Source organism: Deltaproteobacteria bacterium (assembly GCA_029858205.1).
Taxonomy (GTDB): domain Bacteria; phylum Desulfobacterota; class GWC2-55-46; order GWC2-55-46; family DRQE01; genus JAOUFM01.
This window is the reverse complement of record JAOUFM010000003.1, coordinates 194,674-211,429: the sequence shown is the minus strand read 5'-3', so window position 1 is coordinate 211,429 and position 16,756 is coordinate 194,674. Positions and strand designations below refer to the sequence as shown.

Genomic DNA, 16,756 nt, shown 5'->3' with positions numbered 1-16,756 from the left:
TGATTCTGGAGAGCGGATGATATCGTGACCACGCGTGCTGATAAGAACGGTTTGTGGGGAAAGTTTAAAAGGGCCCTGGTGTTTTTTCTGAAAAAGGCCCGTAACTATGTCGCCGCCAGGAAAAATTACAAAATTTTTATGGAATCCGGAAAGCAAGCCATAGACGGGGATCTTGCCAGCGATATTGAATCTGTGCATGAGCAGTTTGTCAAGTTTGGTTTGCCTCCGGTGGACTATAGCGTTGATGTCGATGCCTTTGCGAGGTTTATAACGCGGCACGAAAGCAATTATGCCTCGTACAGGGGCATATATGGGGATGGTTTTGTTGAAAAAAGCCTCGAACATTACATTTCCACGGATTTTATGAAATTATATAAAACGAGCCGCGTTATGGATATAGCGAATGCCGGCTCGCCGTTCCCGGCGATAGTGCATGAAGAGTTTGGCTGTGATGTTTGGTGCAATGATTTGGAGTTTTCTGAAGGTATGAGGCGGCACGGGTGGCTGACGGAAGTCGGCGGGAATGCCGGTAGTATCGATGTGCCGGACAATTATTTTGAGCTCGCCACAATGCACTGCGCGTTGGAGATGTTCGAAGGCAGCCATGATACGGATGTTGTGCGCAGGGCAGAAAGGATGCTTAAGCCAGGAGGCAAGCTTGTTGTTTTGCCGCTTTATATGAGCGAGCGGTATCATATTTTGCGCGATGTGAGGACATTCAGGGAGCCTTTGCCGGAAATAGATGCCGGGGCTGAATTGATATACCGGAATAATTTTTACGGAATAGGATTTGCGCGGTTTTATAATGTTGCCGCATTCGTTGACAGGCTTGTTAAGAATACCAAGGCGTTCGATGTTAAGATATACCGTGTGAGGAATGCGGGTTTGGTAGATTCGAAAATTTATTTGAACTGGATAGCTGTTTTTGAGAAAAAGGCGGTAGTGAACAGTGATAGATAAGATATCCGGGAAAGACGGGTTTGTTGCGTTGATACTTCGCGCGGATTTCCGTAAAGACGGCATAGAGTTCTTTACGCCAGACGATTTCTCCCAGCAGCTTGCGTACATGAACCGGCCGGCAGGCTATCATATAGAGCCGCATGTGCATAATGAGGTCTCGCGTGAAGTGAAGTACACGCAAGAGGTCCTCTTTATAAAGAGCGGCAAGGTCAGGGTGGATTTTTACGAGCAGGACAGGACTTTTCTTTGTGAAAGAGTGCTCGAAACGGGAGATGTCATACTTCTTGCATCCGGTGGCCACGGTTTTACAATGCTTGAGCCGACTGAGATGATAGAGGTTAAGCAGGGGCCGTATGTCGGCGAGCACGATAAAACGCGGTTTAAGGGTAAGGAATGAGCATGATACCGGTAAACGAGCCGCTTCTTGACGGCAATGAAGTTAAATATCTAGAGGAGTGCATACGTACGGGGTGGATATCCTCGGAAGGGCCGTTCGTGAAGAAGTTCGAGGAAATGTTTGCTTCGTTTGTAGGCGTAAAGCATGGCGTTGCCGTGTGTAACGGCACGGCCGCGCTCGAGGCCGCGCTTTACGGCGCGGGCGTTGGCGAGGGCGACGAGGTCATAATGCCGTCCTTTACCATTATATCTTGTGCTATCGCAGCAATCAGGCTTGGGGCTAAACCTGTGCTGGTTGATATAGAGCCTGATACATGGTGTATGGATGTTATGCAGACAGAGGCCAAAATAACGGCTAAGACAAAGGCTATAATGCCGGTGCATATTTACGGCCATCCGGTGGACATGGATCCCCTTACGGGGCTTGCGAAAAAACACGGGTTGGTTATTATAGAAGATGCCGCAGAGGTGCATGGAGCTGAATATAAGGGGAAAAGATGTGGAAGCATCGGCGATGTGGCGGCATTTTCGTTTTATGCCAATAAGATAGTCACAACCGGAGAAGGCGGGATGGTCGTGACCAATGACGCTAGCATAGCCGAAAAGGCCAGGAGCTACAGAAACCTGTGTTTTCGCCCGGAGAAGAGATTTTATCATACCGAGCTTGGATACAATTTTAGAATGACGAACCTTCAGGCTGCCGTAGGTGTTGCGCAGACCGAACGGATAGAGGAATTTATCGCTATAAAGCGGAGGCTCGGGGCTTATTATAGGGAGAGGCTGGCAGCGATTCCAGGTGTGCGTTTTCAGGTTGAGAAGCCATGGGCAAAGTCCGTGTACTGGATGTACGCGGTAGAGCTTGATGAGTCAACAAGGCTTTTGGCGGAAGATGTGATGGGCAAGTTGAAAAAAGAAAATATTGGAACGCGGCCCTTTTTCATGGGGCTACATGAACAGCCTGTGTTTCATGGTATGGGACTGTTCGAAGGGGAGCGTTATCCCGTTACAGAGCGGGCTTACAGGCAGGGGTTTTATCTGCCGTCCGGGCTTACGCTTACGGATGAAAAGGTCGATATTGTTTGTGACAGGCTAATGCGTGCTTGTGGAAAGGAAGTAAAATGACGGTTTTTGGCGAATATGCCGGTTTTTACGATGCCTTATACAGGGAAAAGGATTATGAGGCTGAGTGCGATTTTCTAGATAAGATATTTAGTGCTTATTCTAAAGCGCCGGTGCGAACCGTTCTTGATCTTGGCTGCGGGACCGGCGGACATGCGTGTCTTATGGCAAAGCGTGGCTATGATGTGGCAGGCCGTGATTTGTCGCAGGATATGCTCGATATTGCACTGAAGAAAGCTAAAGAAAATAATGTGCACGTTGATTTTGGTAAGGCTGATGTTCGTAACTTCGATGTTGGTAGGAAATTTGATGCTGTCATAGCCATGTTTGCTGTTACCGGGTATCAGACAAGCAATGACGATGTCGAGGCCATGCTCAAGTGTGTCAGGCAGCATCTTGACAGAGGTGGTCTGTTTGTTTTCGATGTCTGGCATGGCCATGCGGTTTTATCGGTACGCCCGGAGGCGCGTTCAAAGGAGTTTATCGTGGCAGGCGAAAAGGTTGTGCGCATTGCAGAGCCGGTGTTGGATGTAGAGAATCATGTTGTCGAGGTGCGTTATACGTTTGAGCGCGATAAAAAGCCTGCTGTGAAGGAAAACCACAGGATGAGGTTCTTTTTCCCGCAGGAACTGCGGTATTTTTTAAGTAAGGCCGGTTTCGAAACCATGGAGATAGCGCCGTTTATGAAGCTTGGGGAGCATGTCGGCATAGACGATTGGAATATAGTGGTAATGGCAAAGGCGGGGTAGGCTGTTTTTTTGTATGAGCGGGCAAAGCGGTGAGCGGAAAGTGGAAAAGAAAATAGGGGTTTGTATTTACAATTATGGACTTGGTAATTCTCCGAGCTTGATAAATATGGGCGGAGAACTTGTGCGAGCCGGGTACCTGGTCGATTATTTCACCTATAAGTCGGTACCTGGCTATGATGGTGGCGAAAACGAAGGCATACGTGTTTATTGCCTTGATGGTGTAAAACCTGCCGAAATTGCGGGCGGTTCAGGAGGAGTTTCTCTGACAGGTCTGATACGGCGCAGGGCGGTGACGTTTATTCTGGCCTACAAAGGTTTACGTGTTATCTCGAAGATTTTTGAATATGTTGTAAGAAAAATATTGTTGGCTGATGTCGCCGTTGCTGTTGATGTGGCCCAAAAAATCCTCGAAAACAATACGTATTTCTGTTTTATTGGTATTGAACCGGCCGGATTGGCAATGGCAAGCGCGCTTGCCGACACACAAGGCGTTCCGTATGTATATTATAATATGGAGCTTGGGATGCTCGACGATGACAGAAAAACCGTTGATTTGAAGATTCTTGAAGATATAGAGAAAAAGTTAAATCGTGGCGCTGCATTTACAATAATACAGGATATGGACAGGGCAAGGATATTGTACGAAAGAAGCGGTATTGCGAAGGAATCCATTTATATTGTTCCGGTTTCGGCGATAGGCGCGCCGCATGTCGAGCGCTCAGATTGGCTTAGGGTGAAATTAAATATCCCACAAGGCAATAAGATTATATTATATGCAGGATATATTGCTGATTGGGCCCTGTGTGAGGAAATAATCCGGGCGGCGCGTCAGTGGCCAAGCGATTGGACTTTGGTCTTACATAGCAACGGCGGGATAGATAAGGAGTATATGGCAAAGATCGAGAAGAACATAGGGGAAAATATAAAGATTTCACAAACTCCGGTACAGTATAAAGACTTGGCTGCACTATTGTCTTCCGCCGACATAGGAATTGCGCTTTACAGAAATCTGAGTAGCAATTTTATGCTTATTGGCTCGGCTTCCGGAAAGCTGGCACATTATCTTAAGTCAGGATTGCCGGTAATTACAAATAATTATCCGAGCATACGAACAGTGATAGAAAAGTATGGATGTGGAGAGTGTATAGAGTCTCCGGAGCAGATGAAAGAGGCTATAGAAAAAATATTGGCGGAATATGACAGCCGGAGGGAACGCGCTTTTAGTTGTTATGAAGCGCGGTATGAGTTTTCGGCTCATTTCGAAAAGGTTGTGGCTGGGTTCGGGAGGCTTGAAAAAGGTTATGACGGTTTTGTGAAGTGATAAGTATATCGGTATGTTGGTCTGGCGATTTGAGGGCAAGAGTGTTTTTTGAGAAACGTAGTTGTTAAAAAAACGAAGACCTCGATGCTCCATTTTAGGGGGATGAAGGTGGTAAATGAGTTGCCAAAAAGCAGTTTACGCGTGTCCATAATCACGCCGACCTTTAATAGCGCCGAGTTTGTCGCCGATAACATCAAGAGCGTGTTAGGGCAGACTTATAAGAACATAGAGCATGTTTTTATAGACGGAGGGTCGAGGGACAAGACACTTTCCATTATACGTGAGATGGATCCGGCGGCAAAGGTCTTGTCAGAGCCCGACAAGGGTATATCCGATGCCTTTAATAAAGGACTCAGGCTCGCAACCGGCGATATAATAGCGGTACTTAACTCCGATGATTATTACGCTGACGATAGAGTGATAGAAAAAGTTGTAGGCTATTTTCGTCAAGAAGATATAAAACTTTTGTACGGGAAGATGCGCATGATAAACCGGGAAAATGGCGAACTGGTTTTTGTTTATGGTAAGCCCTTTGATATGGGAAAGATGCTAAGAGGATTTATAATTCCGCATCAGGCGGTTTTTGTGAGAAAAGAGGTACATGAGGAGGTTGGGGATTTTTCCCTGGATTATAAGATAGCGATGGATTACGATTTTTTCATGAGGGCGGTAAGGGTATATAAGCCACGTTTCGTCGATGAAGAGTTCGCGGTCTTCAGGCTAGGCGGCTTAAGTAGCAAGCATGCTTGCCTGGCGCAAAGGGAGAATTATATTATCAAAAGAAAAAATGGTGTGGGTTTTTTTGTTTGCGCCGTTGATTTTGTCTATGGATACCTTACGATGATGTTCAGCGTTGTTATGCAGAGGCTCGGACTTTTTGGTTTGCTTCTGAAGGTTAGAAAACTGTATGGAAAGTTTTGACCTGCGCGTTGCCTCATGCGCGCCGTAAGATATTTCGGACGGATGTTTTGTCGGAGAGTATATAAAGATGGCGAATTCGAAAGGTATTATAGCAGGCAAGGTGGTTCTCGTAGCCCTCTGGATCGCTACCAGGTTTCCGTTTCTGCGTAGGTTCTTGCAGATGCTTAGGCCCTTTGTCACGGCATTCCTTTACAGGGGCGGACATGGCGATTACCTCATCATGCTCCGTTCCGAGAAGTATAAAGGGACAGACGTAGCCATAATACAGGCTCCGGGGTGGGGAGTGAACACGCCGCCGCTGGCGATAGCGAGGCTTACGGCATACTTAAGGGTAAACGGTATGCGTGTCATGCCGGTAGATGTGAATGCCGTTATGTACCGAGATAATAAAGACCGCTATCCCGACGGATGGAAAGACAGTGTGGATTATTTTTGGACCAATCCCGCAGTAGTCGAAATGTTCCTCGGGGATAATAAGGCAATCCTCGATGCCTATCTCGACGCCATCGTCGAGAGCGGGGTCAAGGTCGCAGGGTTTAGCGTTTATACGAGCTCGCTTGCCATGAGCATATATATGGCAAAGGAGCTTAAGAAGCGCAAAAAAGATATAGTCACTGTTTTCGGCGGTGCTGCGGTGAGTGTTTTTATGGGCGGCATGGAAATGATGAAGGAAAATGATTGTGTCGACGTGGTAGTCGAGGGCGAAGGCGAGGTCACGCTTCTTGAGATAGTAAAAGATGCCAGGGAGGGGCGCGGCCTGCGAGCGTATGCCGGAGCCGCCGCGCGCATTAACGGCATTATAAAGGAAGGGCCACCGCGCGAACTTATAAAAGACCTCGATACCTTGCCCTTTGCGGATTTTTCGGATTACGATTTTTTTATGTACCGCGAGCCGTTCAAGTTGCCGCTCGAGTCGTGCAGGGGGTGCGTTAACAGATGTATATTCTGTAACGAGCGTACTTTCTGGAAAAAATACAGGTTCAGGAGCGGCGACGCTCTATACGAAGAAATAAAATATCAGACAGCGAAGTATCCGCACGTAACGTACATAGAGTTCCACGATAGCTTATGCAACGGCAACATACGCGAACTCGAGCGCATGTGTAATCGTCTCATGGAGGACGGTGCGCGTTTTTTCTGGGGCGGGCAGGCCATCGTGAGAAAGGAAATGACATACGACTTGCTCGTTAAGCTCAAAAAGTCCGGCTGCGTAACGCTTGCCTACGGCCTTGAGTCGACTTCTAAAACAGTGCTTGCGCGGATGGGCAAGGTGTTTTCGAGGGATGCCGACATAGACAGGCTGATGCGCGATTCCTACAAGGCAGGTGTCGGTGCGGGTCTTAACTTCATGTTCGGCTTTCCGGGGGAGACGGATGCCGAGGCAGAGGAGAACGTGGAGTTTTTGCGCAGGAACGCTCCGTACATATTTGCCGTAAATCCGAGTTCGGCGTTTTTCCTGGTATGTCCGGGGACAGAGGCCTATATGTATCCGGAAAAGTTTGGGATAGATCTTTCGAAGGGCGGATGGTATTGGGATTCTGTCGACGGCAAGAATACGTATTTGAAAAGGCTTGAAAGGTTCGAGCGGTTTATCTCAGAGGTGCATAGGCTCAAGATACCGTGCACGTATCCACACGCAACGATGATAAATCGTAATGAAGTTATAGCCAATTATTATTACCACATTGGCGGGTATGGCGAGGCCATACCGTATTACGAGGAATCGATAAGAAGCGAATCGGATGACAGGATAAAACGCGCCAAACTTGCTGAGAGCAGGGAAAGGGTGGGTTTGAAGATCGGCGCAAAAGAAGAGCGCCGCACGGTCGCATGAAGATAGCGATGGTTACGCCATTTCTTCCGGCCCCCGCGACAGGCGGAAAGAAGATAATGCTAGATATAATCAGGGGGCTTGTCGTAAATAACGAGATATATCTTTTTAGTAGAGTTGAGCCTCACGAAGGCCACGATGTAAGGGAATTGGAAAAGTACTGCAAGGCCGTATATGGGTACGGGTTTGAAACGCCTAAGGAAAGAACGCTGTGGAATGTTTTTAGAATAATAGCTTCGTACCGTTCTTTGGCGAAGCTGGTGCGAAGCGTTCTGAAAAAATTGGAAGTTGACGTGGTGGTGGTGTCATTTACAGATCTCGGTTTTTTTCTTCATAAGACCGGCGGTGTAGGCGTGCCCATGGTACTCGATACGCATGATGTAAACACGCTTGTGGCGGCACGCAGGCTCGCTGCATCACGCGGCTGGGGGCGGAAGTTACGGGGGTATGTGTGGTTTGTGCTTTCCAAGTGGGCCGAGTCATACACGACTAATAGATTCGATCTGTTGACGGCGCGTTCCGATGCCGATGCGTCGGCCTTGAAAGACATTGCCGACGTACCGGTCGTTGCTGTCAGGCAGCCTGTGGACGCGGTAAGAGTGCCTGTGCCGAGAAAGGATAGAGAGCCCCATACGCTATTGTTCGTCGGGGCGATGCACAGGGAATTGAACGTCTCGTACATGAGATATTTTTATTGCGATGTATTGCCGCTAATAAGAAAAAAATCTCCGGATACGGTTTTTTATATGGTTGGAGGAGGTGTGCCTGCGGAGTTCGAGGAGTGGGCGAAGCGGGATGGGGAATTTAAGGTGACAGGGTTTGTGGATGATGTAAGCAGTTTTTATAATCGTGCCGCAGTTTTTGTTTCGCCCATACTGATAGGCGGCGGTATAATGGTGAAAAATCTCGAGGCCATGGCGCATGGCATACCGGTTGTGACGACTACTTTCGGGAACGAGGGGGTTGGGGCCGTAAACGGACACGATATTCTAGTTGCCGATACTGCCGAGAGTTTTGCCGATGCCGTGTTGAGATTGTTGAACGATGCGAACTTGTACGACATGATTTCCAGGAATTCCGTTGAATTTATAAGAAATAATTTCGCTAAAGATGTTGTAATAAGGAATACGGAAGACGCTTACCGTCAGGCGATTACGCGCTATAAAAACTGCGAGGCGGGACAATGAAAAAAATACTTTTCATAAGCGCGATAAATCCGCTTTCCGAGGTCGAGGGGCGTTACCCCGACCTCGGGCTTGCGTACCTTGCCGGGGCTCTCAGAAAGGCCTTTGGCCGCGATGCCTTTGAGATACGGATAATAAACGGCAATGTCACGAAGGAGCTCTTGGAATTTAAGCCCGATGTCGTTGGCATAAGGTCGGTTTCGCAAAACTATAATATCGCAAAGAAATACGCCGTAGAGGCAAAGGCCATGGGCATTTCTGTCATGGCAGGGGGCGTGCATATAAGCGCGCTCCCGCATACGCTTTCGAAGGATATGGACGTTGGGTGTGTTGGCGAGGGCGAAGTTACCATAGTGGAGCTCATGGAGTTTTTTTCGAAGGAAGGCTCCTTTGATAATAAGGACGCGCTTTCTCGCATAAAAGGCATTGTTTACCACGATGGCGAAGAGATTCGCCGCACGCCGGACAGAGAGCCAATAGCAGACCCCGATTCCATTCCCATGGCTGCCAAGGATCTTTTGAAGATAGGGCATCATTCCTATCTTTTTACATCGCGGGGCTGTCCATACAGATGTGTATTTTGCGCTTCCTCGGTTTATTGGGATAAGCTTCGTTTCTTCTCCGCAGAGCGCGTGGTAGAAGAGATAAGAGAGCTTGTTGACGTGTACGGAGTAAAGCTCGTAAGCTTCTACGACGACCTTTTTGTTGCCAATACAAAGCGGTTAAATGAAATAGCCGCGCTTCTTAAGAAGACCGATATACCAGGCCGCGTCAAGTTCACGTGCTCGTCGTCTGCCACGAAAATAACAAAGGAAGTTGTAGCGGCATTAAAGGAAATGAATATCGTCTCTGTCGGCATGGGGCTTGAGTCCGGGTGCGAGAGGACGCTTAAGTATCTTAAGGGCAATGCGTTCTCTGTGGAAAAGAACAGGGAATCGGTCAGGCTTTTATCGGAAGGCGGCATAGCGGCAAACGCTTCGTTCGTGATAGCCGCGCCGGACGAAACGGCTGATGAAATCATGGAGACGTATGCGTTTATTCGCGACAACCCGCTTAGCCTCGTGGATGTCTACGTGATAACGCCTTTTCCCGGAACCCCGCTTTGGGATATTGCGCGTAAAAAGGGACTTGTCTCGGACGATATGGATTGGGACAGGCTCAATATAAACTTCGAAGTAAATTATAAGGACGCAATCATAGTCTCCGAGAGGCTCTCCAGGGACGAGATACAGCTGATATACCGCAAATTCAGGCGGCAGAGACTGGTAAGGAATCTGAAAAATATCTGGCGGCACCCGTATATCATGGATGTTCCGAGGGTTGCGGTGAAAACAGCCATAGAAAGAGTTGCGAGGTTGTTTGCATGAGAGAAAACGCAAGGATGGGGCTGTGAAAATTCTCGTGACCGGCGGGGCCGGGTTCATAGGGTCAAATATCGTAGACGCCTATATCGCGGCTGGGCACGATGTCGTTGTGGTAGACGATCTTTCGAGCGGTAAGCGGGAGAACGTAAATCCGCGCGCCATATTTTATGAGTGTGATATACGCTCGGGGGATATTAAAAAGATATTCGCCGATGAGCGACCGGATGTTGTTAATCATCATGCGGCACAGATATCTGTGCCGCAATCGGTAAAAGACCCGTGCCTGGACGCGAGCGTAAACGTAACAGGGCTTTTGAATATTCTTGATGCGGCTGCTGCCGTATCTATAAAAAAGTTCATTTTTATATCATCGGGCGGCGCTATCTACGGCGAGGCAAAGGAGTATCCGACTTCGGAGGCTTCGAAGATAATGCCGGTATCCCCTTACGCGGTAACCAAGGCCCTGGGAGAGATGTATACGGCTTTTTACGGTAAGCATAGGGGGGTTGGTTACACGATACTCAGGTATGCAAATGTTTACGGTCCGCGCCAGATTCCGCACGGCGAGGCCGGGGTTGTCGCCATATTTATGAACAACCTTATCGAAGGAAAACCTTCCATGCTCTGTCGTTTCAAGGAAGAACTCAGAGGCATGACGCGCGATTATGTGTATGTTGCCGATGTTGCCGCTGCAAATGTTGCCGCGCTTACAAAAGGTAACGGTATGGTTTTGAACATCGGCACAGGCATTGCCACGCACACGCGCGAGCTTTACGATACGGTGTATGGAGCTGTCAAGGGAAAGCGCGCCGGATTGGACGCCGCGCTCGCGAACCCCGGGTTTGCCGCTGCGCGGGATGGCGACCTTAGGCGAAGTTGTCTTGATGTGAAGGCTGCTGAAAAAGAGATCGGATGGAAGGCTGCGACCGCGCTGGTAGATGGCGTTGCTGTCACGCTTAAATGGCGACTTAAATAATTTCTGCGGAAACAATTATGGAAGAAATGAAAAAACAGCAGCCTGTAAGTATTGTAATTCCAATGTACAACGGTGGCAGTCTTATTGCTGCCGTACTGGAGGCGATATTTGGGCAGGATTACGGCGGCGATGTTGAGGTCATACTCGTAAACGACGGCTCCAGGGACAACTCTCCTGAAGTCGCGAGAAAGTTTCTTGGTAAACCCGGGTTCAGGATCATTGACCAGGAAAACCAGGGAGCCGTAAGTGCCACAAATAACGGTTTCAAGGCGGCGACACACGATATCATTATTTCAGTGGATGCCGATGTCGTTCTTTCGAAGGATTGGCTCTCAAAGGTTGTGGAGGAGTTCTCTGATCCCGAGGTCGGCGCTGTTCAGGGTTATTATAAAACCCCGGGAAACGTTTCCCTTATGGCAAAGATGATGGGGTATGACGTGGAGGCGCGCTACGACTCTATTCGTGGAAAGTATGTGACGCAGGTTTGTACCGGGAATACGGCCTACAGAAGGGAAGCGCTCGATAAAGTAGGCCTATTCGACGCGCGTTTCAAGTACGGTTATGATAACGATATGAGCTACAGGCTGGGCAGGGCAGGTTATAAGCTCGTTTTCAGGAAAGACGCCGTATGCGACCATTACTGGAAGGCCGATATCGCCGGGTATGCACGGCAGCAGTACCGTTCCGCCTACGGGCGCATGCAGCTTGTAAGGAAGCACACGGACAAGGTCTCGGGCGACAGTGTCTCGGGGCTAAGGATGATAATGCAGGTGCCTTTAACGTTCTTATTTTTACTGATAGTTCTTCTTGGAGTTGTTTTTTCCGACGGCAGGTTCTATCTTGCCGCGTATGCCGTGTTTATGGTCATTTTTCTGGACAGGGCCATATTCGCTCTCGGTGTTTATGCCAAGCAACGCGACATGGCCGCATGGTTCATGCCGTTTGTGCATTTGATGAGAAATTTCGTCTGGTGCGCGGCAGCTGCGGCATGGGTGGTAAAGGCGGTCTTTGTTCCGTCCGGTGCAGTTATGAAGAATGTGAAATAAGGGATACCCAAACAGTGAGATATAATAAAGCATTGGAGAGAAGAATCCCGTGAGAGTTTGTCTTCTGATACCGCCGGCTGCTTCGCCTTCGAGAATGCCGGAGCGCGTATACGGCTGCACATTTACATATTATAAGCAGCCCGAACTGCCAATGCTCTACCTTGCAGCGGTGTTCGAAAAGGAAGGCCACGAGGTGGTGCTACGCGATTTCAGCGCCGATTCCTCAAGCGGGGAGTTTGAGGCCTTTGTCAATGCCGGGAATAGCGATGTTTTTATATTGCATACCGTGCTCCTTGCAGAAAGCGTTGACAAGAAGGCCGCCGCCTTCATACTTTCGCGCAAAAAAGGCAAGGTTGTATTTTTTGGTCCGCATCCAACTCTTAAGCCGCAAGATTTTCTGCTCGATGAAAATTGTTTTGTAGCGCGCGGCGAGGCAGAGTATGTCATAAGGGATACGATAAAGGCCTTTGAAAAAGGCGGCCTCGACAAGGTAAAGGGGCTGTCGTACTTTAAGAACGGCGAATTTATAGAGAACGAAACGTATGGCATAATAGAGGACCTCGACTCACTTCCTTTTCCAGCAAGGAAGTATCTTCCGAAAGAGGATATAGACCTTTTTAATCCCAAGCTTCCGGCAAGGCCTGTGACACTGATACTTACCTCCAGGGGGTGCGGTTTCCGCTGTTATTACTGCGTGCCGAACGCGATAAGCTGGGCCAGAGAGCTCGAGTGGAAGAGATTCAATAACGGCAAGAAGCCTCCGGTGCGCTTGAGGTCCCCTGAGAATATCGCGCGCGAGTTTGCGGCTATCAAGGCCGAGGGTTATAAGGCCGTATCCGTTATCGACGATCTCTTTATATACGGCGGCAAAAAGCGTATTCTCGAAATATGCGCCGGATTAAAGACGGTCGGACTTCCGTTTGGCGTGCTTGCAAGATGCGACCTTATTCTCGATGACGAGACAGTTGCAGCGCTTAAAGAGGCCGGGTGCAGTTACGTGGACCTTGGCGTTGAGTCCCTTGACCAGAAGGTGCTCGATGACATAAAGAAAGACATGAAGGTCGAGAGTGTTGAAAAGGCCGTGCGGCTTTTAAACAGGCATGGTATCGAGCCCAAGCCCAATATAATGTTTGGCGCCTCGGCATTTGAGACTGTCGAAAGTGCTGAGCGGACCATAAGAGAGGTAAGCAAGCTTCCGGTAAATTACTGCATGTTCAGTATCGCTACTCCTTTTCCCGGCACTGAGTTCTCGGAAAAAGCCCTTAAAGAGGGTTTTGCGGTGGAGCCTGAAATTCATGACCTCGAGAAAAATCTTTCTCCAACGGAAAAGGCCCTTGTCTCGTATCCGGGGCTTACGAAAGACGATCTCGAGAGGCTCGTAAAAAAAGCCAATCGCAGTTTTTACCTCTTGAGTTTCAGGCGTTTGTTGCACTATATTGGCAGGGTGCGCTCGTTCAAGGATTTAAAGGATATGATATCGACTGCGCTTAAGGTTATAAAGTGAAGACATCTATCAAGGGTTTTTACGGTATGATACTTGCCGGCGGCGTGGGCACGAGGTTCTGGCCCCTTAGCCGTGTTTCCACTCCAAAGCAGCTTCTTAAGGTTGCTGGCGAGGAGAGCCTCCTTATGTCAACGGTAAAGAGGCTTAAGCACCTCATGCCGCTTGAGCATATAGCTGTTGTAACGAACCCAGCGCAAGCAGAGCTTATGCGGCTGCATCTTAAGTTCGACAAGGAGCCGCTTCTTACCGGCTTCGTGCTTGAGCCTTTTGGCAGGAATACGGCCCCTGCAATAGGGCTTGCGGCAGTGGAGGTCGTAAAGAAAGATCCCGAGGCTGTCATGGCCGTTCTTCCGGCAGATCATCTTATAGGTAATAACGACGGGTTTTGCTCTACACTTAGAGCGGCATACGAGGTCGCGCTTGACGGAAGGCTTGTTACTATTGGCATAAAGCCAGGTAGCCCGGAGACGGGGTACGGGTATATAAAGACGTCCGGCAAAAAGGCGTCCAAAATAGATAAGATAAAAGTAAGAGGTGTTGAAAAATTCGTTGAAAAACCGGATTTGAAGAAGGCGAAAAAGTATCTTAAGGACGGCGGCTACTTCTGGAATAGCGGCATATTCGTGTGGAAGGCCTCGGCTATTCTAGATGAAATGCGAAGGCACCTGCCTTTGGTCTATAAAAATCTCATGGCAATAAAGAACGGCGAAGATATCGAAAAGGCGTACGCTTCCATGGAGTCCATTTCCATAGATTACGGCGTGCTTGAGAAAAGCGCCAATGTCTCGATGGTCGAGGCTGCGTTCGAGTGGTCTGATATAGGCTCGTGGTCGTCGCTTGAGGATGTATACGATACCGACAAGGACGGCAACATCATAAAAGGCACGGTCGTTGATATAGGCAGTAAGAATTCTTTCATAATCGGTTCGGACCGTCTTGTTGCGACCATAGGGTTAGACGATATTATACTCGTCGATACCCCCGACGCAACCCTTGTGTGCCGTAAGGACAGGGCGCAGGAGGTAAAGGACGTTGTCGATATATTAAAGAAAAAGGGCCATGCCGAGCACGAGACCCATGTTACCGTCGAGAGGCCTTGGGGCGCGTATACCGTGCTCGAAGAGGGAGACCTTTATAAGATAAAGAAGATAGTCGTAATGCCGGGGATGCGCCTTAGCCTCCAATCGCACGCAAAAAGAAGCGAGCACTGGGTGGTTGTGGCAGGAGAGGCCAGGGTCACAAGGGGCAAGGAAGTTTTAACTGTTAAAACCAATGAGAGCACGTTTATTCCGCTTGGCGTTAAGCACAGGCTCGAAAATACGTCTTTAAATGTATCGTTAGAGATTATAGAGGTTCAAAACGGTACTTACGTCGGAGAGGACGATATCACGCGCTACGATGACGATTTTGAGCGCAGGTAACCGTTATTAGCCCTCGCGAGGCGTGATTTTCCATTTCTTCTTGAACCCTTCCTGATCGGTTCTGTCAATGCACAATGCAGTTGCTGTTTCGAAGGCCATGTCATCGGGATTTTCACCGGTAAGCTCTGCGGCAAGAACGGCAAGGAACGGAAGGTGCCCGACGAGCATCAGGCTGGTTGTCTCCTCGGCCAGTCTGGCAACCCATTTTTCAATGTCGTCGTTTGGGTTTAGCCCTGGCGTTTCATATATTCCTCCGGGTGGTGTGAGGTGCTTATAGATGATTTGCGCGGTCTGTATGGCGCGCTTTTTGGAGCTGTGCAGTATACGCAGCGGTCGCGCCTTCATTGCCTTTAGGCGTGCTCCTATGAGTTCTGCCTCTTTTATGCCTTTTGCCGAAAGTCCGCGCTCCGAGTCTTCTTCTATAAGGTTGGCTTCCCCGTGTCTTACGAAATAAAATAACATGAGTTATTCCTCCATATAAGCGAGCGCGGCAATGGCCGTTTTTACGGCCGCGCTCTCGCCGAGCCGTAATTTTTCGGGCGTGATGTTGCCTTCCCCGCCTTTATTTACCACACCTGTGACGCATCCTGCCTTGAGCCCCATGGACGCGGCCACGGTAAGTATCGTGGCGGATTCCATTTCGAAGTTCAGCACGTGAAGCGCCTTCCATTCGGTGGTCGAGCCCTTGATTGCGCGTATAATGTATTTTCTGAAACGGTCGTGGCGTTCTTCGCCCTGATAGAAGGTGTCCGAGGACGCGCTTATGCCGGCGTGAAACTTTATCTTCGCGGCCTTCGCGCCCATGATAAGCGCGTTGACTATCGAGAAATCGGCAACAGCAGGGTACTCTATCGGTGCGTAGTGGAGCGAGGCGCCGTCGAGCCTTACCGAGGCGGTAGTGATTACGGCGTCGCCGGCCTTTATGTTTTTTTGGATGGAGCCGGTTGTTCCCACGCGAAGAAAGTTTTTTATTCCGAGCCTTGCAAGTTCCTCTATTGCGATGGATGCCGACGGCCCGCCTATTCCCGTGGACGTGACGAGTACGGTCTTTTTGCCGCCGCATACGAGGTACGATGTGAACTCGCGCTTTTCGGCAAGCAGGCGCGCCGAGCCGCCGTAACGCTTTGTTATTTCGGAGGCTATAAGACGGCAGCGTGCAGGGTCTCCCGGCAACAGGGCCGTGACAGAGCCTTTGATGTCTTTTTTGTCGATATTTAGGTGGTAGGCCTTTGGCATAGAAAGCAGGCGCTTTGCCGGTCGCGGTACGGGCGCGTTATTTGCCGGCTATTGCGCTTCGCATCTCGGCGATGGTTTTTTTATAGTCGCTACTTCCGAATATCGCGCTTCCGGCAACGAATACATCCGCCCCGGCCTTCGCAACCCTGGCTATGTTTGAAGGCTTGATGCCGCCGTCTATCTCAAGCTCTGCCCTGGAAGAAACCGCATCGAGCATTTTTCTGATTTTTTGCAGCTTTGGAATGCTCGCTTCGATAAACCCCTGGCCGCTAAACCCAGGGTTTACGCTCATAACGAGCACAAGGTCGACGTCGCCAATCACTTCGCCGATTGACTCTGCCGGAGTGGACGGGTTTAGCGTGACGCCGGCCTTTACGCCAAGCTCCTTTATGAGCTGTATCGTCCTGTGAAGGTGCGTGCTCGCCTCCACATGCACTGTAAGTATGGAGCTGCCGGCCTTTGCAAACGCGGGGATGTATTTATCGGGGTCTTCTATCATGAGGTGCACGTCGAGGGGAAGCTTTGTGATCTTCTTTAGCGCCTCGACCACAAACGGGCCGATTGTGATATTAGGGACGAAGTGGCCGTCCATCACGTCTACATGCAGATAGTCTGCGCCAGCGGCCTCGACCGCTGCGACTTCCTTTTTAAGGTCGCCAAAGTCCGCCGAAAGTATGGACGGAGAAATCTTTGCCATGGTATTAACCCCCTACATATTTTTAACAGGA

Annotated in this window: 16 protein-coding genes; 13 read left to right on the top strand and 3 right to left on the bottom strand. The window is 49.4% G+C overall.

Annotated features, from left to right (window positions below):
• The first annotated feature begins 138 nt into the window (after positions 1-138).
• From OEV59_03755 to OEV59_03695, 13 genes are all read left to right on the top strand, one after another.
• The gene (locus tag OEV59_03755) at positions 139-960 is read left to right on the top strand and encodes a class I SAM-dependent methyltransferase (protein MDH4226856.1); all 822 of its coding nucleotides are present in this window, start codon (positions 139-141) and stop codon (positions 958-960) included.
• Positions 950-1,357 carry a hypothetical protein gene (locus tag OEV59_03750; protein MDH4226855.1) on the top strand — a complete coding sequence of 136 codons (408 nt, stop codon included), beginning with the start codon at positions 950-952 and terminating at the stop codon, positions 1,355-1,357. Before OEV59_03755 ends, OEV59_03750 begins: the two co-directional genes overlap by 11 nt.
• Positions 1,354-2,478 carry a DegT/DnrJ/EryC1/StrS family aminotransferase gene (locus OEV59_03745; GenBank protein MDH4226854.1) on the top strand — a complete coding sequence of 375 codons (1,125 nt, stop codon included), beginning with the start codon at positions 1,354-1,356 and terminating at the stop codon, positions 2,476-2,478. Before OEV59_03750 ends, OEV59_03745 begins: the two co-directional genes overlap by 4 nt.
• Positions 2,475-3,224 carry a class I SAM-dependent methyltransferase gene (locus OEV59_03740; protein MDH4226853.1) on the top strand — a complete coding sequence of 250 codons (750 nt, stop codon included), beginning with the start codon at positions 2,475-2,477 and terminating at the stop codon, positions 3,222-3,224. The genes OEV59_03745 and OEV59_03740 overlap by 4 nt, the downstream gene beginning before the upstream one ends.
• A 40-nt stretch (positions 3,225-3,264) precedes the next feature.
• Positions 3,265-4,545, top strand: a complete 1,281-nt coding sequence (locus OEV59_03735; protein MDH4226852.1) for a glycosyltransferase — start codon at positions 3,265-3,267, stop codon at positions 4,543-4,545.
• Between the two features lie 102 nt (positions 4,546-4,647).
• Positions 4,648-5,466, top strand: coding sequence for a glycosyltransferase (locus OEV59_03730; protein ID MDH4226851.1), 819 nt, complete (start codon positions 4,648-4,650; stop codon positions 5,464-5,466).
• A gap of 67 nt (positions 5,467-5,533) precedes the next feature.
• Positions 5,534-7,300, top strand: a complete 1,767-nt coding sequence (locus OEV59_03725) for a B12-binding domain-containing radical SAM protein (GenBank protein ID MDH4226850.1) — start codon at positions 5,534-5,536, stop codon at positions 7,298-7,300.
• Entirely contained in the window at positions 7,297-8,484 is a 1,188-nt protein-coding gene (locus OEV59_03720) for a glycosyltransferase family 4 protein (GenBank protein ID MDH4226849.1), read from the top strand. Before OEV59_03725 ends, OEV59_03720 begins: the two co-directional genes overlap by 4 nt.
• Positions 8,481-9,848, top strand: coding sequence for a B12-binding domain-containing radical SAM protein (locus tag OEV59_03715; GenBank protein ID MDH4226848.1), 1,368 nt, complete (start codon positions 8,481-8,483; stop codon positions 9,846-9,848). Before OEV59_03720 ends, OEV59_03715 begins: the two co-directional genes overlap by 4 nt.
• A 22-nt stretch (positions 9,849-9,870) precedes the next feature.
• Positions 9,871-10,821: an NAD-dependent epimerase/dehydratase family protein gene (locus OEV59_03710; protein ID MDH4226847.1), complete on the top strand. Its 951-nt coding sequence runs from the start codon at positions 9,871-9,873 to the stop codon at positions 10,819-10,821.
• Between the two features lie 26 nt (positions 10,822-10,847).
• Entirely contained in the window at positions 10,848-11,867 is a 1,020-nt protein-coding gene (locus tag OEV59_03705; GenBank protein ID MDH4226846.1) for a glycosyltransferase, read from the top strand.
• Between the two features lie 49 nt (positions 11,868-11,916).
• A complete protein-coding gene (locus OEV59_03700; GenBank protein ID MDH4226845.1) occupies positions 11,917-13,371 on the top strand; it encodes a B12-binding domain-containing radical SAM protein in 1,455 nt (484 codons plus the stop codon).
• Positions 13,368-14,792, top strand: coding sequence for a mannose-1-phosphate guanylyltransferase/mannose-6-phosphate isomerase (locus OEV59_03695; protein ID MDH4226844.1), 1,425 nt, complete (start codon positions 13,368-13,370; stop codon positions 14,790-14,792). Before OEV59_03700 ends, OEV59_03695 begins: the two co-directional genes overlap by 4 nt.
• A 6-nt stretch (positions 14,793-14,798) precedes the next feature.
• On the opposite strand, the gene sixA is transcribed toward OEV59_03695, so the two are convergent.
• The 3 genes from sixA to rpe are packed head-to-tail and all read right to left on the bottom strand — an operon-like array spanning position 14,799 to position 16,725.
• Positions 14,799-15,254 (bottom strand): phosphohistidine phosphatase SixA, encoded by a 456-nt coding sequence (sixA, locus tag OEV59_03690; GenBank protein MDH4226843.1) that lies wholly within the window; start codon positions 15,252-15,254, stop codon positions 14,799-14,801.
• A 3-nt stretch (positions 15,255-15,257) separates the two neighbouring features.
• The gene (udp, locus tag OEV59_03685) at positions 15,258-16,028 is read right to left on the bottom strand and encodes a uridine phosphorylase (protein ID MDH4226842.1); all 771 of its coding nucleotides are present in this window, start codon (positions 16,026-16,028) and stop codon (positions 15,258-15,260) included.
• 37 nt (positions 16,029-16,065) lie between these two features.
• On the bottom strand, positions 16,066-16,725 hold the full coding sequence (gene rpe / locus OEV59_03680; GenBank protein MDH4226841.1) for a ribulose-phosphate 3-epimerase: 660 nt from the start codon (positions 16,723-16,725) through the stop codon (positions 16,066-16,068).
• Between the last annotated feature and the right edge of the window lie 31 nt (positions 16,726-16,756).

Coding starts and splice junctions, on each gene's coding strand:
- sixA (MDH4226843.1), bottom strand. CDS start 15,254: ATGTTATTTTATTTCGTAAGACACGGGGAAGCCAACCTTATAGAAGAA.
- OEV59_03705 (MDH4226846.1), top strand. CDS start 10,848: ATGAAAAAACAGCAGCCTGTAAGTATTGTAATTCCAATGTACAACGGT.
- OEV59_03730 (MDH4226851.1), top strand. CDS start 4,648: ATGAAGGTGGTAAATGAGTTGCCAAAAAGCAGTTTACGCGTGTCCATA.
- OEV59_03715 (MDH4226848.1), top strand. CDS start 8,481: ATGAAAAAAATACTTTTCATAAGCGCGATAAATCCGCTTTCCGAGGTC.
- OEV59_03740 (MDH4226853.1), top strand. CDS start 2,475: ATGACGGTTTTTGGCGAATATGCCGGTTTTTACGATGCCTTATACAGG.
- OEV59_03720 (MDH4226849.1), top strand. CDS start 7,297: ATGAAGATAGCGATGGTTACGCCATTTCTTCCGGCCCCCGCGACAGGC.
- rpe (MDH4226841.1), bottom strand. CDS start 16,725: ATGGCAAAGATTTCTCCGTCCATACTTTCGGCGGACTTTGGCGACCTT.
- udp (MDH4226842.1), bottom strand. CDS start 16,028: ATGCCAAAGGCCTACCACCTAAATATCGACAAAAAAGACATCAAAGGC.
- OEV59_03745 (MDH4226854.1), top strand. CDS start 1,354: ATGAGCATGATACCGGTAAACGAGCCGCTTCTTGACGGCAATGAAGTT.
- OEV59_03755 (MDH4226856.1), top strand. CDS start 139: ATGGAATCCGGAAAGCAAGCCATAGACGGGGATCTTGCCAGCGATATT.
- OEV59_03725 (MDH4226850.1), top strand. CDS start 5,534: ATGGCGAATTCGAAAGGTATTATAGCAGGCAAGGTGGTTCTCGTAGCC.